This window comes from Alicyclobacillus mali NBRC 102425, from assembly GCF_001570745.1.
Lineage (GTDB): Bacteria > Bacillota > Bacilli > Alicyclobacillales > Alicyclobacillaceae > Alicyclobacillus > Alicyclobacillus mali.
Genome location: NZ_BCSG01000019.1, coordinates 1 through 20,218, shown reverse-complemented (window position 1 = coordinate 20,218; position 20,218 = coordinate 1). Strand labels below are relative to the sequence as shown.

The following is a 20,218-nucleotide window of genomic DNA, read 5'->3' as shown; positions in this document are numbered from 1 at the left end:
CCCCCTAGCGCTTGTGGCGGCGAAAGGGTCCGCCAGGTTTTCGCGATCGTTCGTCGCGCCGTTTGGTGGCCGCCGTTTCGCGGCTCGCTCGCCATGATAGCGAGATGGGGCGGTCCGCCTGCTTCAGCGAAGCCCCGCGGTCGCTTGCGCCGGCCTTGCGAAACGGACTCGTCCGAAGGTTGGACAGGCGCGCCACGTGGGCGCGATCCGGAGACCGCCTGGAGCGGTCCGGGACTTCCCGGCGAGTGGCGCGGATCTCGTCGACCGAGATGATGTCGGCGAGGGTGTCCTCTTCCGGAAGCTCGAGTTCGGTCTCGCGTGAGACGCTGAGCAAAATCCCCATGGCAGCTAGATTCATGACGAGATCCGTGCCGCCGTAGCTGATGAACGGCAGTGGGATGCCCGTGACGGGCAAAAGCCACGTCACCGCGCCGAGGTTGATGAGCGTCTGCACGATGACCGAGGCCGTGAGGCCAATTGCGAGCAGCGACCCGAACCTGTCGCGCGCGTACCTTGCGATATGGAAGCCTCGCCAAATGACGACGGCGAAGATCGCCAACAGCCCTAGGTCGCCGAGCCATCCCCACTCTTCTGTGAAGACGGCGAAAATGAAGTCGGTGTACGCCTCAGGTAGGTAGCCGGTTGCTGAAACACTCGACGCGAAGCCGCGTCCCGTGAGTCCCCCGTTGGCGATGGCCGTGAGTCCCTGAATGAGTTGATAACCGGACGACTTCGGATGTTGAAACGGGTGAAAGAACGCCACGAGGCGGCTCGACCGGTATTCCGCCATTCTTGCCCCAAGCAGGCCGAAGAGGACCGAGGCGCCGAATGTGAGCCCGAGTGGCTTGCCTGGCACGCCTGCCGCAAACAGAAGGACCATGGCGGTCAAAAAAATGCACAGCGCAGTGCCCATATCTGGCTCGATGAACACGAGCCCGATGGTCAATGCCACCATGATCATGGCTGGCCTGAAGGTCCGGCGCAGATCACGCAAAATGGGAAGTTTTCTCGTCAGTAAATAGGACAGGTAGACGACGAGGGCTGTGAGCGCGATCTCGGACGGCTGAATGTGGACGCTCGTGGTGCCAATCCAGCGGGTGGCTCCGAGACTCCGATGGCCAATCCCGGGTATCATGACAACCAGCAACAGACCCAAGGCTGCAAGCATGAGCCTGGGTGCGTGCTGGTACCAGACGTGATAGGGGATGAACGTGCACGAGCCCATGGCGGCAAGGCCCAGGATGGCGGCCACGAGCTGCCGAATGGCGAAGTGATCTGGAGAGAGGCCTTGGTGGATGTCGTACACCATGCTTGCGGAGTACACCGTCACCACGCCAATGCCCGTCAACATGAGGACCGCGATAAAGAGCACGTAATCCGGTTGATGTCGCTCGGTCCGCACGTCCACACCCCGCTTTGCGCTGTCTAGGCTATGTCCTCATTCGACAGCTTACGGCCATTCCCTCCTAGAAGGCAAGCGTGCATTACCACCAGTGGACGCCGATGGCCGTGATTCCCAGGATCGCAGCAAGCGGGATGGCAAGGTGCCATGGGCTCTGAGGTCCTCCCGGTGGGCCGTACGGATTCGGCGGGGGTGTGGGCGGCATGCCCTGCGGGCCGGGTCCAAACAGTCCACGCGGGTGGTCGAGTGGCGCGATGGCCGCGTCCGCCCGCACAGCGTGCTGCAGAATCAGGTGATGCCGTGTCACGTGAACGACGACACCTTGAAACGAGCCAAAGTGCGTGTGACAGTGGACGTGGCGCCCCAAGTATGCACGCACATCGCGAAACGTAAGCATAGGTGAACGCCTCCTCTCCTGATTACGTTACGGGGCATGCGTCCGCTTTGGCTGGGCGCCTGCACCGATGAAGCGACCTGGGAGACAATTCGTTCAAGGGCGGGCGGATGGACATGGTGCAGAAACGGACATCGCGCGTTCGGATTTTCGCACACAGGGGCGCGAGCCACGAAGCCCCCGAGAACACGTTGCCGGCGTTTCAAGTCGCGCTGCATCAAGGTGCGGACGTGATCGAGACGGACGTCCACTGGACCAAGGATGGCGAACTGGTCATCTGCCACGATGCGCGCATCGAAGGGGTGTCCGATGGGGCGGGGGCCATCGCGGACATGACATACGAGGAACTTCTGCGCTACGACTTCGGCTATCGATTCACGCGCGACGGTGGGAGAACGTATCCGTACCGCGGGCGCGGAATTCGCATTCCGACCTTGCGAGAGGCGCTTCGAGCGTTTCCGGGCGTCCATTTCAATGTGGATTTGAAACCGAAGCGCCCTCACGTCGGTCTATTTTTGCGGATGCTTGCGGAGGAAGATTCGCTTCATCGCGTCACGCTCGCGTCCTTTCACCATCGGACGCTCGCGGAAGCCAGGGCGCGCTGCCCCCAGCTCAAAACGAGCGCTTCGCCGCTCGAGGTGGCGCGCGTGTTGGCTTTGGCCCGCCTTGGTGGGGCGTTCGGCGGGCAATTGAGGATGCCGTTTGCCGCCGTCCAGGTGCCCATGCGCCAACACGGTGTCCGCGTGGTGACAACTCGCTTCGTAGAATTCGCGCACCGCTGTGGCCTGGAGATCGACGTTTGGACAGTGGACGATCCAAATGTGATGCGAGAACTCATCCGACAGGGCGTCGACGGCATTGTCACAAATTCGCCGCAGATCTTGCAAAAGCTCCTGCTGGAACTGGAACAATAAACGTGACATCATGGGGTTGTTTGTACGGGGAGGAGGGTGGCGCGTGGAATCGGTTCGGCGCGAATGGAAATACTTCGACATCACGGTGGTGGTGGTCCTCGCGCTGCTCGCCGTGTACGCGTGTCTCGCGATTCACGCGGCGACCGCGGGCAACCACAGCGTCAACATCCCGTCCCACGTGATGAGCAAGCAGATCGCGTACGAAGTGCTGGGATTTGTCGCGCTGTTTGCTGGCGCGTTGATGGATTACCGTTGGCTTCGGAAGGCGCACTGGTGGCTGTGGGGGATTTCGTGCGTGCTGTTGGTGGCCGTGTTCGGGTTTCCGGCGACCATGGGCGCGCACTCGTGGATTTCGTTTCATTCCTTCTCCTTCCAGCCGTCCGAGCTGGCCAAGGTCGCTATCGTCGTCTGGCTGGCGAAGTACATGTCGGACGTGGAAGAGGCGGAGGTACCTGACTATCGCCTGCGGAGGCAGTGGATCTTTCTACCGATTATACTTGTGCCATTTGCGCTCACCTTCAAAGAGCCGGCACTTGGACAGGCTCTCGTGATGATCGCCATCTTCCTCACGATGTACAGTGTGTTTGCGCGTCGGGGACCGTACGCAGTGCTGATGTTCTTCGTGCTCGGCGTGATCGCGCTCGGCGTCCTGGCGACGACGGTGTTCACGAACCAGACATTGGCCTTCGTCGACGTCCTGATGAAGCATCACATTCTGAAGGGGTATCAGGCTTACCGCATCCTGACGTGGGTGGATCCGAATTTCAGTCAGGACAAATACGGCTACAATATTCACATGGCTCAGACGGCCATCGGCAGCGGTGAACTGTTTGGCGAAGGTTACGGCAAGGGCGTGCTCACGTCGGGCGGTTGGGTGCCGAACCAGTGGACGGACTATATCTTCTCCGCCATCGGCGAGGAGTTTGGTTTCGTGGGATCCGCCATCCTTGTGCTTCTTTTCTTGATTTTGTGCCACCGTCTCATCCGCATTGCCCAGACGACGACCGATACCTTCGGCATGTACATCGCGGTCGGGATCGTCGGCATGTTCGCGTTTCAGGTCTTTGAGAACATCGGTGCTGACATGTACATGAGCCCGTCGACGGGCATCACGCTGCCATTCATCAGCTACGGGGGTACGTCGCTCCTGGTCAACTATTTCGCGGTGGGCATCGTGTTGAGCGTAGGGCTGAGGCGCAGGCGTGCACGCCTGCAGGCCCAATTCGAGGCGAGCAAGGGGAGATTGGCGTGACATTTCGGCTGTCGGATCGAATCGTGCGGTTGCCGGAGCAGTTTTTTTCCGGATTGACGAGGCGCGTGGCGGGGTTTCAGCAAGCTGGGTATGACGTGATTAACCTCGGGCAGGGGAACCCGGATTTGCCCACGCCGCCACATATCGTGGAGGCGCTGCGCGGCGCGGTCCTGGATCCGGTCACGCACCGCTATCCTCCTTTTCGCGGGCTGCCGGAGCTCAAGGAAGCGGCGGCGGAGTTCTACCAGCGCACCTATGGGGTGGCGCTGGATCCAGAGCGGGAAATTGCCATTCTTGTGGGCGGCAAGACCGGGCTCGTGGAGGTTGCGGAGCTGTACCTAGAGACGGGTGACGTGGCACTTGTGCCCGACCCGGGCTATCCCGACTACCTGAGCGGCATCGCGCTCGCTGGCGCGGAGCCCTACGCGCTTCCCATCACCGCGTCAAACAGCTACATTCCCGATCTCGACGCGGTGCCCGAAGACGTGTGGAAGCGGGCCAGGGTGTGGTACATCAATTATCCAAACAACCCCACCGGTGCTGGCGCAACAACTGCCTTTTTCGAGCAGGCCATCGAAAAGGCGCGCCATCACGGCGTGCTCATTGTGCACGACTTCGCGTACGGCGCCATTGGCTACGACCATCACCGCCCACCTTCCTTCCTGCAGATGAAAGGCGCCAAGGAAGTCGGGATCGAGATCTACACGCTGAGCAAGACCTTCAATATGGCCGGTTGGCGCGTCGCGTTCGCAGTGGGCCATCCAGAGGTCATCGAGCACATCAACCTGATTCAAGATCACTACTACGTGTCCATCTTTGCCGCCGTGCAGCGCGCGTCCATCGCCGCGCTGCACGGGCCGGCTGACGACATCGAGGCTCTGCGCCAGACCTACCAGCGCCGCCGCGATGCATTCCTGGGCGCGCTGAGGGCTGCCGGCATCCATGCGCCTTCGCCCCAGGGCTCGTTTTTCTGCTGGATTCCGCTTCCTGAAGGCGTATCATCCGTGGCATTCGCCGAGCAACTGCTCGAGCAGGCGCACGTCGCGGTCGCCCCGGGAAGAGGGTTTGGCGAGCATGGAGAAGGGCACGTGCGCGTGGGCCTGCTCGCGCCAGAAGACCGCCTCATCGAGGCGGCCGAGCGGATGGCGCAGTTCTGGACGAAGCGGTTCTAAGGGCGCTCAGGTCCCTCGCCGGGCTGGGTGTGGCTTCGGAACTTGTCCGCGAGTTGAATCAGCCACAGGTGATGATACGGCTCCTGGTACAGCACGGGTTCAATGCGGCGATCCGCCGGCCCAATCTTGTACATCCAAATCGTCGTCTGCTGGCGAATCCCTTCGTGCACGCGGATACCGAGGTGGATGGAATCCCGGTACCCATCTTTGTACGCGATGGCGCCCAACTGTCCGTGGAGTTCCGCCACCATGGGCCGGTATTTCGGATTGCGGATCACCGGCGCGTCAAACCAAGGCGTGAAACCCTGCGCGTCCGTCTTGAACCGCTGCTCAGTTTCAATGAGGACGACTTCCGCACCGTCGATGGGCTCCTTGGTTCTCCCGTCGATCACTCGGATCCGAAGTTTCGCGGTTTTCCGGGTATAGCCCCACGATTCCGGGCCCGCGGGCTGGTCATTGCCTTGTGCTGCCGGTGAAGGCGGCGGAACGGGCTTGGGCGTCGCGGGTGACGCCCCGCTCGAGGCGTTCGGCTTCGCCTGACCTGCGCTCGATCCGCTCGATGGATTCGAGGCTTTTGGCTTGCTCCCGCTTGGGTTCGGTTGCACCGGGACCTTGCCGGGCCCAGGCTTGCCGTTCCCCGCGTCTCGCGCGCGAGGTTGGGGTGCGGGCGCCTCGCTCACCGGAGGTTTCGCTTGCGGGGCCGCCTCGGTGCGCTGTTCCACAGGGTCGATCCCGGCTGGGGCCATCGCCGCGATGGCGCCGTGCAGCGTCCGAGCATGCGCGTGCCGAAGAGCGCCGATCTGCGGCTGCGTGGGGATAGCCACCACAATTGCGCTTGCCAAAAGCGACGCGATGATCACGCTTCGCTTGGATGGATGTCGTTTCATGGCGTATCCCTCGTTTCTCAAACGATGGTTGGCGGTCAGTCGGCGCCATCACTGCAGGCGCATAAGCGCCCGATTCTGATAGTAAAACTGCAGGATCTGCAGGTAGCTCTGGCCTTTCCTCGCCCAGTATTCCGATCCCCACTGGGCCATTTTCTGCGCGTTGCGGTACTGCCAGTTCGGATCATTTTCGTAGCCGGCGGAATAGTTGAGTTCGACAATCTCACCGTTCGGCTTGGTGTACGCGAGTTTTTGAATCGCCTGAAATGCCGCGTTGGTGGTCGGCTGGCTGGACATCTCTTGAAAGTGTTGGAAATTCGTTGTGTTATCCACGTCAAACGTGAAACCATCAATGGTGACCGGGTGCAGATGATGGTACCAGGCGAACATCTTCACGGCCATGGCACCGGCCTTGAGGGCCTCGGGGTGCCAGCTCGGGAACCATTCGTTGGGCAACACGTCTTCGCAGTAGGTTGCGAACGGCACGGCTTCCACGTAGATGATCCGCCCGCGGGGATCCGGCTCTCCGCTGGCGTTGTTCTCTCGGATCGCGACGCGGATCACGGAAGGAGGACTGGTGTTATAGATGGTCTGAGCTGCTTCCACGCGGGGCGCCGGAAGAATGGGCGCGATGGCGGCGAAGCCGCAGCTAGCGCACAATAGGCTGATTGTCCGTTGTACTCTCGTCATGACCTGTCCCCTCGCGAGATGTGGTCGTTTGTTTTACTTTTCCCCGCTTGCCGCCGGACATGCGCTTGTGGCACATGTGACACATCCCGGTGGAGCGGGTACAATGAGTGTTTAGAATTGCGAGCGATCCCCGTGAACGCCACGTTCCATCCATTCGGGAGGAGGATCTCGGATGCAAAAGTTGGGTCTGACTGGTCAGTCGAAGCAGCCACACACGTCCGATGACCAACTGAAGGGTATCTCGGCCGTCTTGATGGACGGAGACGAAATCTTCATCGACAACAACGCCATTCATGCGAAGAGCCGCGTCGAGGTGGGCATTCGCTTTGTTGGCTCGCTTGAGGAAGTTCCTCATCCCAGGCGGATTGTCGGGCTCTGGGTCAGCCTGAAACGCTTTGAAAATGGCATGGGCTTCAACGGCGTTCAGGCGATTGAAATGTGGATTGACAGCGAAGCGCAGCTCGGGTACAAGAAACTCGCGGACCACGTGAATGCCATGGACAAGGCCGTGAAGGGCAAGGCGGATCTGAGCCTCTTGAGCTCAGAACAAGTCGAAAAGTTCGCGGCGTTCCTGCGCGGACTTCGCCCGGATCTCTGGGAAAACGCGTCTCCAGCATTCCGAGAAGCTTTCTCCGCCGCGTGAAGCGGTTGGGCCGCGGTCCCATCTACGGCAAGGAGGGAAGTCTCCCTTGAACCAGAACGAAACGCCGTTGTTCGATGCATTGCTCAGACACGTGGCGCGCAATCCGCGCCAGTTTCACATCCCAGGGCACAAAAAGGGCCGCGGTATGGACAGCCGTTTTCGCGCGTTTGTCGGAGATAACGCGCTCGCGCTTGATCTCATCAACATCGCGCCGCTCGACGACCTCCATCATCCGACGGGAGCCATCAGGCACGCTCAGGAACTCGCCGCAGAGGCATTCGGGGCCGATTACACCTTTTTCTCTGTTCAGGGCACCTCCACGGCCATCATGACGATGGTCATGGCGACGGTCGGCCCCGGCGATAAAATTCTGGTGCCGCGCAATGTGCACAAGTCGGTCCTTACGGCCATCATCTTGGCGGACGCCACGCCTGTTTTTCTTCACCCCGAGGTGGATCGCGAATTCGGTATTTCACACGGTCTGTCCGTCGAGACCGTGGCGCGCGCGCTCGAGGAGCACCCCGACGCGCGAGCCCTTGTAGTCATCAACCCGACCTATTTTGGTATTGCGGCCGATCTCGAGCGCATCGTCGAGGTGGCGCACGGCGTCGGCGTCCCCGTCCTCGTGGACGAAGCGCATGGCGTGCACATCGGGTTCCATCCGGATTTGCCACTGTCCGCGATGCAGGCGGGCGCCGACATGGCCGCCACCAGCGTGCACAAGCTCGGCGGTTCCATGACGGGATCGAGCGTTTTGAACGTCCGCGAAGGGATGATCGACCCTCGGCACGTCCAGGTGGTCCTGAGCATGTTGACCACCACGTCCACGTCGTATCTCCTGCTCGCATCGCTCGATGTCGCGCGCAAGGAGTTGGCCATTCACGGGCGCGAGCGGTTGGATTACGCCATTTCCCTTGCGAGCAAGGCCCGGCGGGCGATTCAGGCCATTCCTGGCCTACAGTGCCTCGATGAACGTCAGCTCGTCTCAAGCGCCACCTACGCGCTCGATCCCACCAAGTTGACCATCTCTGTGCGCGATCTCGGCCTCACCGGGTACGACGTGGAGCGCATCCTGCGCGAGGAGTACAACATTGAGGTCGAGTTGAGCGATCTCTACAACATCCTGTGCATCATCTCGTGGGGCGACACGGAGGAAGACATCGAGGCGCTGATCCAGGCACTCGAGGCCATCGCAGAGCGCTACGGCCAGGGCGCGGTGCGCGAGCACCAACCTGTCACGCTGCCGTCGATGCCCGAACTGCGGATGACGCCGCGCTCCGCCTTTTACGCCCGGACGGAGGTCGTGCCCCTCCAGCAAGCCGTGGGTCGAACCATGGCAGAGATGGTCATGGTGTATCCGCCAGGTATCCCCATCCTCTTGCCTGGCGAAGTCATTACGCAGGATAATATCGACTATATCGAAGCCAATCTGCGGGCCGGATTGCCGGTGCAGGGCCCCGACGACCCCGAGATCCGCATGATCAAAGTCGTCCGCGACTGAGCGTCCGGCCGCGAAGGAGGAGTTTGCATGGCGCTGGAAGTCGGTGTGAAGGCGCCTGAGTTCTCGGCGGAGTCCGACTCGGGCGAGATGGTCAAGCTGTCGGATCTGCGCGGCAAGGTTGTTGTGCTCTACTTTTACCCGAAGGATGATACGCCAGGCTGCACGCAGGAGGCCTGTGCGTTCCGAGATCTGAAGGCGCGGTTTGAAGAGGCCGGCGCGGTCATTTACGGCGTATCTCGGGACGATGTGCGTTCGCACGCAAAGTTCCGGGACAAGCACAGCCTGAATTTTCCCCTGTTGTCCGATCCAGACGGTCAGATCTGCGAGGCGTACGACGTGCTGAAGGAAAAGAACATGTACGGCCGCAAAACCATCGGCATTGAGCGGACGACGTACGTAATCGATCGCGACGGCGCCATTGCGGCCGTGTTTCCGAAAGTGAAGGTGGATGGCCACGCGGAAGAGGTGCTCGCGAAGGTCCGGGAAGTCGCGGGCTGAAACGACACGTCACAAGTCGTATAATGGAAGATGGAAGGGGAGGCGATGGCGATGATCACGCTGACCGAACAAGCTGCAGACCGCGTTCGCACCCTCCTCGAGTCCCAGGATGCCGGGGAGGATGCGCTGCGCATCTACACCAAGCCGGGCGGTTGCACGGGGTTCACGTACGGGCTTGCGCTCGACAGCGAAAAGCCTGGCGACGTGGTCACGGTGCAGCACGGCGTCAAGCTCGTGGTCGATCCAGAGAGCCTGGAACTGATTGATGGGTCCGAGATCGACTACGTCGACGATCTCACTGGGCAAGGCTTCAAGATCAACAACCCGAACGCCACGCAGATGTGCGGCTGCGGTTCGAGTTTCCGGACCGCGACGCAGGCGGGGCAGCCGGGATCGTGCAACTGAGTGGGAACGGGCTGGCCGGAGTCGCGCTTCGGCCGGCCCGTTGCTGCGTAAGACGAGGGTTGGGGGACGCCACGTGTTCGAGAAAGTCCTGAAAGATCCGGTTCATGACGAAATTCTGTTTGACGATCCGCTTCTGTGGGCGCTGGTCAACGTGCCTGCGTTTCAGCGCCTGCGGCGCATCCGTCAACTCGGCACCTCGTTTCTCACGTTTCACGGTGCGGAGCATTCCCGCTTTGCACATTCCCTTGGCGCCTATGAGACCATGCGGCGCGTTTTATTTCATCTGCAGCGCGAATGCGGCTGGCCCACAGATCCACGTGAAATTCGGCTGGCTCTCGCTGCGGCGCTTTTGCACGACATCGGGCACGGCCCGTTCTCGCACACGTTCGAATCTGTGCTTGGGGTCCACCATGAGACGTGGACGCATCGAGTGATCCTGGAGGACCCTGCTTTGCGTTCCGTGCTCGACGGCGTGGACGACGAATTCGCGTTGGATCTCGTCCGCATCCTGCGCAGCGACAGCCGGTATCCCGCCGTGGAGTCGCTCATCTCGAGTCAGCTCGACGTGGACCGTATGGATTACATGCTTCGAGACGCGGAAGCCACAGGCGTGTCGTACGGCCTGTTTGAACTCGCGAGATTGATCCGCTCGCTGACGTATTCGGATGGGCGTGTGTACGTCAAAAAGCAAAATTTACATACGGTGGAGCAGTATCTGCTTGCACGCTACTTCATGTACGTTCAGGTCTATCTGCATCCGGTGACGGTGGGCAGCGATGTCCTCGTCGAAAACATTCTGGTTCGCGCAAAAGACCTGATTGCGCAAGGAGAGCGGATCGACATGCCGGAGCCTCTTCGGCGCGTGCTCCAGGGCGACATGGAGGACGTATCGTGGTACATCCGGCTGGACGAATCCGTTCTGCTATACGCCTTCCACACGTTTGCCGAGCAGCCGGATCCCATCTTGCGCGATCTCGCGGAGCGCTTTCTCAACCGCCGATTGTTCGCGCCCGTGGTGCGCCAGGGGTCGACGCCCGTCGACGATCTCGCCCTGCTTCGCACGACGGCCAAAGCGATGGGATTTCATCCCGACTACTATGTCACGCTGCGCTCCTGCAAGATCCCGGGGTACGACGTCATCGGTCAGGGACTTCTCCTGCGAGACGAAAACGGCCGCGTGGAAGATCTCAGCCAGGCGTCCAAGCTCATACGTACGCTCGTGCCGAGCCAGGAAGAGCGCCTGTTTCTGCCGAAGGAGATGCTCGATCCGTCCAATCCGCTCTCGGCGCGCGTCCGCTCCATCGCTTATTCCGCTCTTTGATCCGAGCGGCGGCGCAACCAGAACCAGAGCAAGGCGGCGACGAGGATGGCGGCCCCGAGATACGTGAACGGTTTGACGTGATCGGCCAGGACCTGCCAGTGTTTGTTCAGCTGGTAGCCGCCGTACACGAGTGCCAGGTTCCACACAAACGATCCGAGCAAGCTGAAGAGGATAAAGCGCGCGATGGACATGCGTGCAAAGCCGGCGGGCAAGGACACGAACGTGCGCACGGCGGGAACCATGCGTCCGAAAAAGACGGTCGCCTCGCCGAAGCGGTGGAACCAGCGCTCCGCGCGTTCCAGGTGGCGGGGGGTGAGGCCCACGTAACGGCCATAGCGAAGGACGAAGGCTCGGCCAGCGTAGTTGCCGATGGCGTACGCTACGAGGCTTCCGACGACGTTGGCCAGTGTGGCCACAAGCACCGCCGGCCAAAAGCCGAGCAGGTGCCGAAAGGCGAGGAATCCGGCGAGCGGCATCACGACCTCGGAGGGGATGGGGATACAGCAACTTTCAAGGGCCATGAGCAGGAAAATGCTCAAGAGGCCGTGATGAACGACAAGAGTGGTCAAATGCGACACGGTCATCCTCCGTTCCGTCGGCGGTCTGAGACAAGCCTCTTACCATGGTACCTGGATTTCGTCACAACTCAAGGACGAAATCAGGGTTGCGCGAGTTCAGGGGCTTGTCCCGGCGCAGAACGGATCATCCGTTCTGCGCTGCGCGCCCGAGCGCCGCAAGCGCTTCACGCATCGGCATGCCGGCATGAATCCCGAGTTCCTCTGCGGCCTGGGTTTGGCTATCGACAGACGCAGCGAGCAATTCCTCCAGCGTGCGAACGCCAGTCGCGCGCATGGCCACGACGTTTCGATCCCGCAGTTTGGTCCGCAATAGCTGGACGTCGAGAGCCCCACACATCGCGTACCCCACGGAATTCGCGATGACGAGGAGCGTCGTCTTCGGCAAATCCACCTGCACGGCAGTGAAGGGATATCCTTCAATCCACATGGGCTCCACGCGCACCATCCCGCATCTCTCCTCCTCGAGTTCTCTCCATCGTATGAGCCGAAAGTGCCAAGGGTGCGCGCGCCTTGTCCAATCCGGTTGTGATATCATGAGTGGCGGTGTCAGATTTGGCGCAGAGGGGGAGAGTCATCGATGCATCCACATGTTGAAGTGTTGCGCGATCTCTGCGACGCCCACGGGATCTCCGGCTACGAGTCCGGCGTGCGCAAACAATTTGAGGAGCGCCTCAGGCCGCTTTCCGAGGAATTGTTGCGCGATCGCACAGGCGGCGTGGTGGGACGCAAAACCGGTGACCCAAACGGGCCCAAGGTGCTGGTTGCGGGCCACCTCGATGAAATCGGCTTCATGGTCACCCATATCACCTCTGAGGGGTTCCTGAAGTTTCAGCCCATCGGCGGCTGGTGGTCTCAAGTCGTGCTGGCGCAGCGCGTCCTCGTGCAGACGCGCAAGGGACCTCTGCTCGGCGTCACGGGCTCGAAGCCTCCTCACATTTTGTCGGCCGACGAACGCAACAAGGTCGTTGAACTGAAGGACGTGTTTGTGGACATCGGGGCCACGAGCAAGGAGCACGCCGAGGAAATGGGCGTGCGGCCGGGCGACGCCATCGTCCCGTACAGCCCGTTCACACAGCTCGGCAATCCCAAGATGTACGTGTCCAAGGCACTCGATAACCGGCTCGGCTGCGCGACCGCGCTCTGCGTGCTGAAGGAACTGCAGGGGCAGCCGCACCCGAATGTGGTGTTTGCGGGTGCGACCGTTCAGGAAGAGGTCGGCCTGCGCGGCGCGAAAACGCTCGTTCATCTGGTCGATCCCGACATCGCCATTTCCATTGACGTCGGCGTCGCCGGCGATACGCCCGGGATTGAGAGCGGGGAGCGCCAGCACCTCGGCGACGCCGGCAAGGGCCCGCTGCTCATGATCTATGATCACTCGATGATTCCAAACAATCGCTTCCGCGATTTTGTGCTGGACATCGCCGCGGGGGAAAACATCCCGGTTCAGCTCAGCAGCCTGGCGGGCGGCGGTACGGATGCCGGATCGTTCCACCTGCACGGCATCGGCGTGCCGAGCGTCAACATCGGCTTCGCGACGCGCTACATCCACAGCCACAACGGCGTCGTGCACGAGGACGATTATCTGCAGGCGATTCAGCTCGTCACCGCCATGGTGAAGGCGCTGGACAGGGATATGGTCACCGAAATTCAGGCGTGGTAAAGTGAAGAGTGGACAGTCCGCGAGGCGCCGGTGAGTCGGCGCCTCGCTTCTCGAGGAGGCCCCTGAATGCCCGATCTTCTGCACTTCTTGCAGGGCTTGTGGGGAAATACCGCGTTGATGGCGGCTATTTGCGCCATCGTGGTGACCCAGATTCTAAAGGTCCCTATCCACTATTTTACGACGCGCGCCTGGGATTGGAGCCGCGTCTTTGGAGCGGGCGGCATGCCAAGTTCCCACTCGGCGGGCGTGGTGGCGCTTGCCAGCGCGCTGTGGTTTGTCGTCGGCCCGACGTCCCCCATTTTCGCCGTTGCGGTCGTATTTGCCGCCATTGTGATGTACGACGCCGGCGGCATTCGACGTCACGCGGGCGAGCATGCGGTCCTCTTGAATCGTATCGCGATGGAATTCTCACAGCGATCGGAGTCTGCCGTCGCAGGTCAGCCCGAGGGAGAACGCTTGAAGGAGATCCTCGGGCACGAACCGGCCGAGATCGTCGTGGGCGGCCTCATTGGCCTCGTCATCGGAATTGCTTTCGGCAGGTGGTGGTAACGTGGGGGGCGAGGGGTTTGCGCCAGCCAAGCATCTGACCTTCGATCCCGCCCTGCGCCATCCCGCGCCGCATTCGGTGCTCGTGTTTGCGAGGCTGTTCGACGGCTGCATGTGGGTGCGCCATCACGCGCGAGGCTGGGAACTTCCCGGCGGCAAGGTGGAATCGGGAGAGACGCCGGACGCCGCAGCGCGGCGCGAAGCGTTTGAAGAGGCGGGTGCCCTGCTCGACAATCTCGTCTGGTTCGCGCAGTACACCATTGTCCTGCGCGACGGCTCTGAGGCGAGCAAATGGGTGTATCTCGCCGACGTGCACGACGTGAAGGCTCGGCCCGCGACGTCGGAGACCACGGCGGTGCGCCTCGTGCCTTGGATTTCTGGTATACAGGCTTTTCCTGACAACGACCTGAGCCCTATCGTTCAGGATGACGTGTTCGCGAGGCTTTTTTCCGAAGTCGCCTCGCGCTTTCGAGTGAGGTGAGACGGTGTTTCTGACGAAGGATCATAAGCAGCAAATCGAGGTGTGGCTCGACGCACTCGGTGCCCGGGTTGCGTGGTTGGAGGATTTGGCCGAGCGGGAGGAAGCGTGGGAAGAAGATCTCACGTGGCGGCTCGCCGCCGAGCGCGCGCTCTGGACCAGCGTCGAGTACGTCACCGACATCGCGTCCCTCATCATCGACGCCCTTGTGATGCGCGATCCCGGCGGCTACGCCGATATCGTCAAAGTCCTCGTCGAGGAGCAGGTCCTCGATCGTCCATGGTTCGAAGCGTTCACCGGCGCGATCGACTTCCGATCCCGCCTGCTTCGCGATCACGCCCGCATCGCGCCGAAAGACGTGCGCGAGGCCGTATCGCGTTACGCGGATCTGTTCGCTCCCTTCATGAACCAGATTCGCGAGTTTATGCGCAACAATTAGACGTCGTCGAGATCGTCCGGGATGTACACGGTCACCCGGCAGTTGCGCTTCACCCCAAACTGCAAGGCATGTTTCCGCGACGGCATGAGCACGTCGATGTGATGGCCTCGAATGGCACCTCCCGTGTCTTCCGCGATTCGCCAGCCCACGCCCTCGATGTAGAGCAGGCTGCCGTAAGGGATCACCGCCGGATCGACGGCAACGGTCCGGCCGATCACGGCGGGCCGCCCGGTGCTCGTCACGCCAAAGCCGGGGTCGCCAGGGTCCTTTCCGGTGGAGAAGCGATCCAGGTTGTAAGCCGTGACGACAAACGTGTCCGTGAGCTTTCGACACCGGCGAATGTCGTAACTGCGGCCGAACACCGTGATGGCCTCCGGTTCGGACCGCCACGACACCGACTGCGCGCGGGTGTTCGCGTGCGTTTGGTTCGCCGCCGGCGTTCCATGGGCCGATGCGGCGCTCGAGCACCAACAGGCGGCTGCACACAGCAGTGTGAGGCACATACCTATGCAACGGGAACTGTTCATGGTTGTAAGATGTGCTTGGAAGGGCAATTTATGCAACGCAAGAGGGGTGCCTTCTGAGGCTTGCCCGGCCGACGCGGATAGTGCCAGCGGCCGGGCGACAATGCTTGTCAGGTATACATTTGTCGAACAGCCGACAGGTGCCGATACCAGTACGATCCCGGCCGAACGCTGAGGAAGCCGACGCGTCCGAGCCCGCCGCCGCATTGAATCATTTCTCCGTTGCCAGCGTAAATTCCGACATGCCCGCCGTCGTTGAAGATGAGCAGGTCGCCAGGCTTCAGGTCGCTGTACGGCACTCGCCAGCCCACGTCGTAGTACTGGAGGCGAGACGATGTCGTGAAGCGATATCCAAGGGCATGGTGATACACATACTCCACGAAGTTCGAGCAGTCGAATCCGTACTGCCCACGGTCTTCGTTGTGCCCCCAGATGTACGGCGTGCCGATTTTGCTTTCGGCCACTTCCAGAACCGCCTGGGTCTTCTGTTGATACGACGCGTTTTCCGAGGCGAGGGGTTGGATGGACGGATCGAGATGAACCCCTGGGGGCAGCGCAGATTGCGCAAAGGCGGTGCAACTTCCCAACGTCAGCGTAGCAAGGGTGGCCGCGGTGGCGGCAATCGCTCCAACGGACGTTCGTTTCGGCAGCATGCTTCTCCTCCTGTAGCCTCCGAGGTTAGTTGACGGGTTCGGATGGAAGAGTCCCCCTATGCGCCAATGGCGCAATTCACCCCTGGGCCTTGAGCCCGCTTGTCCCCCGTACCTGCGTTCCGCAGGATTCGGCGTAATCTTGGTGTGAGTGGTGCACTGAAAGCGTAACAGGAAGCGCAAGCTCATTCATTACACGAATGATGGATCGGGCGGAGGGAAACAGGAACGGGTGGAAACGCCCTGGGTCAAGCCATTACCCAGAGGAACACTTGCGGCAAGAGTCAAAGGATGGTCCTGGATCTGCCGAGTGGCGCCGTCAGGGCGCCGAAAACTGAGGCTCTTGAGATCATGAAGAAGCCCCGACATGCTGCCGGGGCCGAATGGCTCTCATGCATTGGAAGCCGTGCTGGAAGAGGTCGACGCGGGTTGTGCACCGGGCAAGTGGGCGCCTTTGGGACGTGGGAGCGTCCCGTTGACCCAATCGGCGATCCATGTGTCCACGCGAGCCTGGAGCGCCTGCGCCTCGCTCGAGGTGATTTTCCCAGAGGACACCGCTTTTTGAATGTCCGCTTGGGCCGCGTTTTCAAGGTCGGCGGTCAGCGTCGACGCCGCAACCCCCTGGGCTGTGGCGATTTGCGCGAGCGTTTGGCCGTTGCGCAGGTCCGCCATCAGCGACGACTCGGATAGGTGAAGGTCGTTGGCAGCTGTGGAGATCAGCTGATGGCGCCACGCGCCGAATTCGCGCGGACGCATCTTGTCCCATCCAGCCGGCCACTTCCCGTTCACCCACGCTTGAATGACGAGATCGACCCGCGATGAGATTTTTGAAGCTTGTGCGCTCGTCAGGGAGCCGCTGGTGACATCGGCCTGAAGGTCCGATTGCGCCTTGCTTTCGAGATCCGAGATGAGCGTGAATGTGGAGACGCCCGCCTGTGAAGCCAGTTGACGAATTGTCTTGCCGTCTCGCAATTCCTGGCGAAGGGCGGTTGGCGTGAGATTGAGTTCCTGTGCCGCTGCGGTCACAAGGTCTTGCCGCAATGTGCGGAGAACTTGCCGATCCCCGCGCATCGACGACCCCGACTGCTCACTGGCCGCGTGCACAGACGAGTGGCCGTGATCGACGGCTGCAAAGGTCACGCCCCCGCCCACGGCGAACGTCGACAGCAGAGCGGCTGAACCAACAAGAGTCTTCCGGTGCAAGAACATTGGTATAGTTGCCACCTCCGTACCGAAACTGGAATAGGAGCGGTACGGATTCAACGTAACACACGATGCTTGAAATCCCCTTGAACGTCGGTCGCCGCGTTTCAGCTCACCCACCAGGGATCTCGCACGCAGGACTGAAGAACCCACTCCAGCTGTTGGGATGAAACCCGGTACGGAACATTCTTCTTCCTCTTGCGCCGAACCACCTGAACCATGCCGTCTCCATACAGGTAGGCGGTAAACTCGTACATGCGTTTGCCTTCTTTGACACGAATGAAAATCGGGTTATAGTTGAGCTCGGGGATCATCCCCCGTTCAAACAGAAAGTCGGCTTGGTTAAAGGCGTGAAGAAACCGGTCTCGATCACGCCCGCGAAGCTCGGTGCCGTACACGTTGACCGAAGTGACGCGCGAGACATCAAACGTCGGATGAATGGAGAGCGACGAAACGAGTCGATTCACCCATATGCTGGGCGGCGTCAGGGCAAAGGCCAAGACGGGGAATACGACAGCGGCGGCGTAGACAACCCACTGTGGAATGGCTGGCAACCCGGATCTCCCCTTGTTGATGAACTCGCCTTGACGATATTATAGCGCTCGGGGCGCGGCCATTTGTATGAAATTCTCCGGTGTAGGGGCCGTCTTTGTGACGTTTTGTGAAGAAGCTAAGAGTTGACAGGGACGTCAAACTCGATGTAAAGTTATATCTGCGCTTGGTTTGGAGACTTGCGGAAGTAGCTCAGGGGTAGAGCATCGCCTTGCCAAGGCGAGGGCCGCGGGTTCGAATCCCGTCTTCCGCTCCATGATGAGGGGGAGGGGTACCTCTCCTTCGTTGTCATGTGGAGAGGTGGGCGAGTGGTTGAAGTCAGCGGTCTTGAAAACCGCCGTGTCCGCAAGGGCACCGTGGGTTCGAATCCCACCCTCTCCGCCACAGCGAATTTTCCGCGTCACATCAACGTTTTTTGGACGTCGGTGGAGCGATAGGCAACGTCAGATAACGGTTGATTTACGACAGCGAACTCGGCTGAAAAAAGTCGAGACCGCCGCTAGTAATTCGCCGAGACCGTTGTCGGTCAAGTCGGCTTCGCGTTCTGTGCAATGACGGAACGGAGGTCGATTTTTTATGTCCACAGACAGACGTGTAGGGAAGCGAGCAGTTCGTTCGAGGTCAACGGATAAGTCAACGTTGGAGAGAGTAGTGAAGTATTCTCTCGAACAAGCGTTTGACGTCTTTATCCACGCGAAGGCAGTCGAAGGACTCCGCGAGAGGACGCTCAACGACTATCGAACACATTTCCGCTATCTCGAGGAGTGGTTGAAAGACTCTCATCCAGAGGTCGAGTATATTGGCGACATCACCGCGCAGACGTTGAGAGACTACGTCTATTACCTCACCTACGAAAAACCTCACTACGAAGGGCATCCGCTCAAATCCGAAGTGGATAAAGCAAAGCGTGGACTCTCACCGGCTTCAGTCAATATCCGAATCAGTACGATGAAGGCATTTTTCAAATGGCTCCACGCAGAAGGGATTATTCCGTCGAATCCAGCGGCAAACTGGTGTTAGGTTAAAACAGTGGACACGGCGAATCGAGAATGTAAGAATAAGTCGATTCGAGGTGAGCCACGTGACACAAAAGTACGACAACGACTTTAAACTCCATGCTGTTCAACTCGCTTTGGAAGGCCACAAGCCAGCAAGTGAAATCGCAGGCGATCTCGGGATATCTGTGAAGAGTTTGTACGGGTGGATCGCGAAGTATCGCGAAGATCCTGAAACCCCGTTCGTCGGAAGCGGAAACCTGAGACCGGAAGCGAAAGCGATGCGCGATCTGGAGCGGGAAAATCGCCAATTGCGAGAGGAGAATGAGATCCTAAAAAAAGCCATGCGCATCTTCACCAACGACCGGAAGTAGTGTATGCCTGGATCCACAAGCACCGCTCCGAATTTCCGGTTCAGAAGATGTGCAAAGTCCTCGGTGTATCTCGGAGCGGCTACTACGCATGGCGCGGACGGCCCGAAAGTCTTCGCGCCAAGCGCAGGAAGCGACGGATCCGTCGCATTCATGAGCTGTTCCTGCAATCTCGTCGACTGTACGGGAGTCCCAAGATCACAGCGCTCCTGCGTCAGGACGGGGAACGGATTGCACAAAAGACGGTCGCACGTCTCATGCGAGAGCACGGGCTTCGGAGTCGTACCGTACGCAAGTACAAAGCGACAACGGATTCGAAGCATCGTCATCCCGTGCATGAGAACGTCCTCAATCAGCGTTTTGTGGCAGAACGGCCAGGGCAGGTCTATATGGCAGATATCACGTACATCCCCACGGATGAAGGATGGGTGTATCTTGCCAGCGTTGAGGATCTATACAGCCGTAAGATTGTGGGTTGGAGCGCAGGTGCGAGGATGTCGAAAGAGTTGTGCATCCGCGCCCTGGAGCAAGCGCAAAAACGCAGGCTGCAACGCGACGGCGTTGTCCTGCACCATTCGGATCGTGGGAGCCAGTATGCGTCGCAAGCGTATCAGGACCGACTCAAAGCCTATGGGATGACGGCAAGCATGAGTCGAAAAGGAAATTGCTATGACAATGCTTGTATGGAATCGTTCCACAGTGTGCTCAAGCGAGAACTCGTGTACCTCGAGAGATTTCGGACGCAGGCTGAGGCGATCCGACGGATCTTCGAGTACATCGAAATCTGGTACAACCGACAACGGATCCACGGTGCAGTTGGGTATCGGACGCCCGATGAGGTCGAGCGCCAATACTTCGAGGCGAAGTTGAAAGGTGTCGGTGCAGATGGCCAAGTGAGTGCTTGACGTGGAGAGGCGGGCATGATAGCCTGGCCGGTCTTCCAAGGGCGAGCGTGGCTCGGCTGCGGTCAAACGTGACATCATGCCCGCGGAGGCTCCATGTCAAGTACGGCTCAGGCAGCGCATCGGGCAGGAAATCTTGTATATTCTCGATTTTGATGTGTCCATTGTATTGACTCAATACCAATTTTACACTCTCCCACATGGCTTTCATCCTCTCGTCGCTTGAAAATGTCATCAACAAGTC

General features: G+C 60.2%; 24 protein-coding genes, 2 tRNA genes and 1 riboswitch. Of the genes, 16 read left to right on the top strand and 10 right to left on the bottom strand.

Features of this window, described 5'->3' with window-relative positions; all coding sequences use genetic code 11:
- Positions 1 to 4: 4 nt before the first annotated feature.
- Positions 5 to 1,402: a putative lipid II flippase FtsW gene (gene ftsW / locus AMA01_RS07680; RefSeq protein WP_231862873.1), complete on the bottom strand. Its 1,398-nt coding sequence runs from the start codon at positions 1,400 to 1,402 to the stop codon at positions 5 to 7.
- Between the two features lie 82 nt (positions 1,403 to 1,484).
- The gene (locus tag AMA01_RS07675; protein WP_067849663.1) at positions 1,485 to 1,799 is read right to left on the bottom strand and encodes a hypothetical protein; all 315 of its coding nucleotides are present in this window, start codon (positions 1,797 to 1,799) and stop codon (positions 1,485 to 1,487) included.
- 113 nt (positions 1,800 to 1,912) lie between these two features.
- On the opposite strand from AMA01_RS07675, the gene AMA01_RS07670 reads away from it, so the two are divergent.
- From AMA01_RS07670 to AMA01_RS07660, 3 genes are read left to right on the top strand one after another with little or no spacing between them, the layout of a single operon-like run.
- Positions 1,913 to 2,710: a glycerophosphodiester phosphodiesterase gene (locus tag AMA01_RS07670; RefSeq protein ID WP_231862872.1), complete on the top strand. Its 798-nt coding sequence runs from the start codon at positions 1,913 to 1,915 to the stop codon at positions 2,708 to 2,710.
- 43 nt (positions 2,711 to 2,753) lie between these two features.
- The gene (locus AMA01_RS07665; RefSeq protein WP_067849658.1) at positions 2,754 to 3,962 is read left to right on the top strand and encodes an FtsW/RodA/SpoVE family cell cycle protein; all 1,209 of its coding nucleotides are present in this window, start codon (positions 2,754 to 2,756) and stop codon (positions 3,960 to 3,962) included.
- Positions 3,959 to 5,134 carry an aminotransferase class I/II-fold pyridoxal phosphate-dependent enzyme gene (locus tag AMA01_RS07660; RefSeq protein WP_067849656.1) on the top strand — a complete coding sequence of 392 codons (1,176 nt, stop codon included), beginning with the start codon at positions 3,959 to 3,961 and terminating at the stop codon, positions 5,132 to 5,134. Before AMA01_RS07665 ends, AMA01_RS07660 begins: the two co-directional genes overlap by 4 nt.
- Here AMA01_RS07660 and AMA01_RS07655 read toward each other — a convergent pair.
- Together AMA01_RS07655 and AMA01_RS07650 are read right to left on the bottom strand one after the other, a co-directional pair.
- Complete coding sequence (locus AMA01_RS07655) at positions 5,131 to 6,021, bottom strand: hypothetical protein (RefSeq protein ID WP_067849654.1); 891 nt, start codon at positions 6,019 to 6,021, stop codon at positions 5,131 to 5,133. The genes AMA01_RS07660 and AMA01_RS07655 overlap by 4 nt on opposite strands.
- A 48-nt stretch (positions 6,022 to 6,069) precedes the next feature.
- A complete protein-coding gene (locus AMA01_RS07650) occupies positions 6,070 to 6,708 on the bottom strand; it encodes a SpoIID/LytB domain-containing protein (RefSeq protein WP_067849653.1) in 639 nt (212 codons plus the stop codon).
- A gap of 172 nt (positions 6,709 to 6,880) precedes the next feature.
- Here AMA01_RS07650 and AMA01_RS07645 point away from each other — a divergent pair, with 172 nt between their 5' ends.
- The 5 genes from AMA01_RS07645 (at position 6,881) to AMA01_RS07625 (ending at position 11,076) form a co-directional block, all read left to right on the top strand.
- A complete protein-coding gene (locus AMA01_RS07645; RefSeq protein ID WP_067849651.1) occupies positions 6,881 to 7,351 on the top strand; it encodes a YwhD family protein in 471 nt (156 codons plus the stop codon).
- 46 nt (positions 7,352 to 7,397) lie between these two features.
- Complete coding sequence (locus tag AMA01_RS07640) at positions 7,398 to 8,852, top strand: aminotransferase class I/II-fold pyridoxal phosphate-dependent enzyme (RefSeq protein WP_067849650.1); 1,455 nt, start codon at positions 7,398 to 7,400, stop codon at positions 8,850 to 8,852.
- A 27-nt stretch (positions 8,853 to 8,879) separates the two neighbouring features.
- Entirely contained in the window at positions 8,880 to 9,350 is a 471-nt protein-coding gene (gene bcp, locus AMA01_RS07635) for a thioredoxin-dependent thiol peroxidase (protein WP_067849649.1), read from the top strand.
- A 51-nt stretch (positions 9,351 to 9,401) separates the two neighbouring features.
- Positions 9,402 to 9,755 carry a HesB/IscA family protein gene (locus AMA01_RS07630; protein WP_067849646.1) on the top strand — a complete coding sequence of 118 codons (354 nt, stop codon included), beginning with the start codon at positions 9,402 to 9,404 and terminating at the stop codon, positions 9,753 to 9,755.
- A 73-nt stretch (positions 9,756 to 9,828) separates the two neighbouring features.
- The gene (locus AMA01_RS07625; RefSeq protein ID WP_067849644.1) at positions 9,829 to 11,076 is read left to right on the top strand and encodes an HD domain-containing protein; all 1,248 of its coding nucleotides are present in this window, start codon (positions 9,829 to 9,831) and stop codon (positions 11,074 to 11,076) included.
- Here the strand turns inward: AMA01_RS07625 and AMA01_RS07620 are convergent.
- Together AMA01_RS07620 and AMA01_RS07615 are read right to left on the bottom strand one after the other, a co-directional pair.
- Entirely contained in the window at positions 11,061 to 11,660 is a 600-nt protein-coding gene (locus AMA01_RS07620; RefSeq protein ID WP_231862871.1) for a DedA family protein, read from the bottom strand. The two genes, AMA01_RS07625 and AMA01_RS07620, sit on opposite strands and share 16 nt — an antisense overlap.
- Positions 11,661 to 11,778: 118 nt before the next feature.
- Complete coding sequence (locus AMA01_RS07615) at positions 11,779 to 12,099, bottom strand: YunC family protein (RefSeq protein ID WP_067849640.1); 321 nt, start codon at positions 12,097 to 12,099, stop codon at positions 11,779 to 11,781.
- Between the two features lie 132 nt (positions 12,100 to 12,231).
- On the opposite strand from AMA01_RS07615, the gene AMA01_RS07610 reads away from it, so the two are divergent.
- From AMA01_RS07610 to AMA01_RS07595, 4 genes are all read left to right on the top strand, one after another.
- Positions 12,232 to 13,314 carry a M42 family metallopeptidase gene (locus tag AMA01_RS07610; protein WP_067849638.1) on the top strand — a complete coding sequence of 361 codons (1,083 nt, stop codon included), beginning with the start codon at positions 12,232 to 12,234 and terminating at the stop codon, positions 13,312 to 13,314.
- A gap of 66 nt (positions 13,315 to 13,380) precedes the next feature.
- Positions 13,381 to 13,863, top strand: a complete 483-nt coding sequence (locus AMA01_RS07605) for a divergent PAP2 family protein (protein WP_067849636.1) — start codon at positions 13,381 to 13,383, stop codon at positions 13,861 to 13,863.
- A gap of 1 nt (position 13,864) precedes the next feature.
- Positions 13,865 to 14,341: an NUDIX domain-containing protein gene (locus AMA01_RS07600; RefSeq protein WP_067849634.1), complete on the top strand. Its 477-nt coding sequence runs from the start codon at positions 13,865 to 13,867 to the stop codon at positions 14,339 to 14,341.
- 4 nt (positions 14,342 to 14,345) lie between these two features.
- Positions 14,346 to 14,777 (top strand): DUF86 domain-containing protein, encoded by a 432-nt coding sequence (locus AMA01_RS07595; RefSeq protein ID WP_067849632.1) that lies wholly within the window; start codon positions 14,346 to 14,348, stop codon positions 14,775 to 14,777.
- Here AMA01_RS07595 and AMA01_RS07590 read toward each other — a convergent pair.
- From AMA01_RS07590 to AMA01_RS07575, 4 genes are all read right to left on the bottom strand, one after another.
- Complete coding sequence (locus tag AMA01_RS07590; RefSeq protein ID WP_231862870.1) at positions 14,774 to 15,139, bottom strand: 3D domain-containing protein; 366 nt, start codon at positions 15,137 to 15,139, stop codon at positions 14,774 to 14,776. The genes AMA01_RS07595 and AMA01_RS07590 overlap by 4 nt on opposite strands.
- 272 nt (positions 15,140 to 15,411) lie before the next feature.
- Complete coding sequence (locus AMA01_RS07585; protein WP_067849630.1) at positions 15,412 to 15,954, bottom strand: C40 family peptidase; 543 nt, start codon at positions 15,952 to 15,954, stop codon at positions 15,412 to 15,414.
- Positions 15,954 to 16,098, bottom strand: a riboswitch (cyclic di-AMP (ydaO/yuaA leader). (Overlaps the previous gene by 1 nt.)
- Positions 16,099 to 16,341: 243 nt before the next feature.
- On the bottom strand, positions 16,342 to 17,160 hold the full coding sequence (locus tag AMA01_RS07580) for a hypothetical protein (RefSeq protein ID WP_067849628.1): 819 nt from the start codon (positions 17,158 to 17,160) through the stop codon (positions 16,342 to 16,344).
- 101 nt (positions 17,161 to 17,261) lie between these two features.
- Positions 17,262 to 17,708, bottom strand: coding sequence for a YfmQ family protein (locus AMA01_RS07575; RefSeq protein ID WP_067849626.1), 447 nt, complete (start codon positions 17,706 to 17,708; stop codon positions 17,262 to 17,264).
- A 179-nt stretch (positions 17,709 to 17,887) separates the two neighbouring features.
- Between AMA01_RS07575 and AMA01_RS07570 the strand changes: the two genes are divergently transcribed.
- The 4 genes from AMA01_RS07570 to AMA01_RS07550 all read left to right on the top strand — a co-directional run bounded on the left by AMA01_RS07570 (position 17,888) and on the right by AMA01_RS07550 (position 19,977).
- A tRNA-Gly gene (locus AMA01_RS07570) sits at positions 17,888 to 17,962 on the top strand.
- Between the two features lie 38 nt (positions 17,963 to 18,000).
- Positions 18,001 to 18,090 (top strand) — tRNA-Ser (locus AMA01_RS07565).
- A 255-nt stretch (positions 18,091 to 18,345) separates the two neighbouring features.
- Positions 18,346 to 18,726 (top strand): tyrosine-type recombinase/integrase, encoded by a 381-nt coding sequence (locus AMA01_RS07560; RefSeq protein ID WP_195867182.1) that lies wholly within the window; start codon positions 18,346 to 18,348, stop codon positions 18,724 to 18,726.
- 61 nt (positions 18,727 to 18,787) lie between these two features.
- Positions 18,788 to 19,977, top strand: a protein-coding gene (locus AMA01_RS07550; RefSeq protein WP_268758617.1) for an IS3 family transposase whose coding sequence is annotated in 2 segments (ribosomal slippage) — positions 18,788 to 19,034 and positions 19,034 to 19,977 — 1,191 coding nt in all. Because the reading frame shifts where the segments join, the coding sequence is not laid out codon by codon here.
- Positions 19,978 to 20,218: the final 241 nt, after the last annotated feature.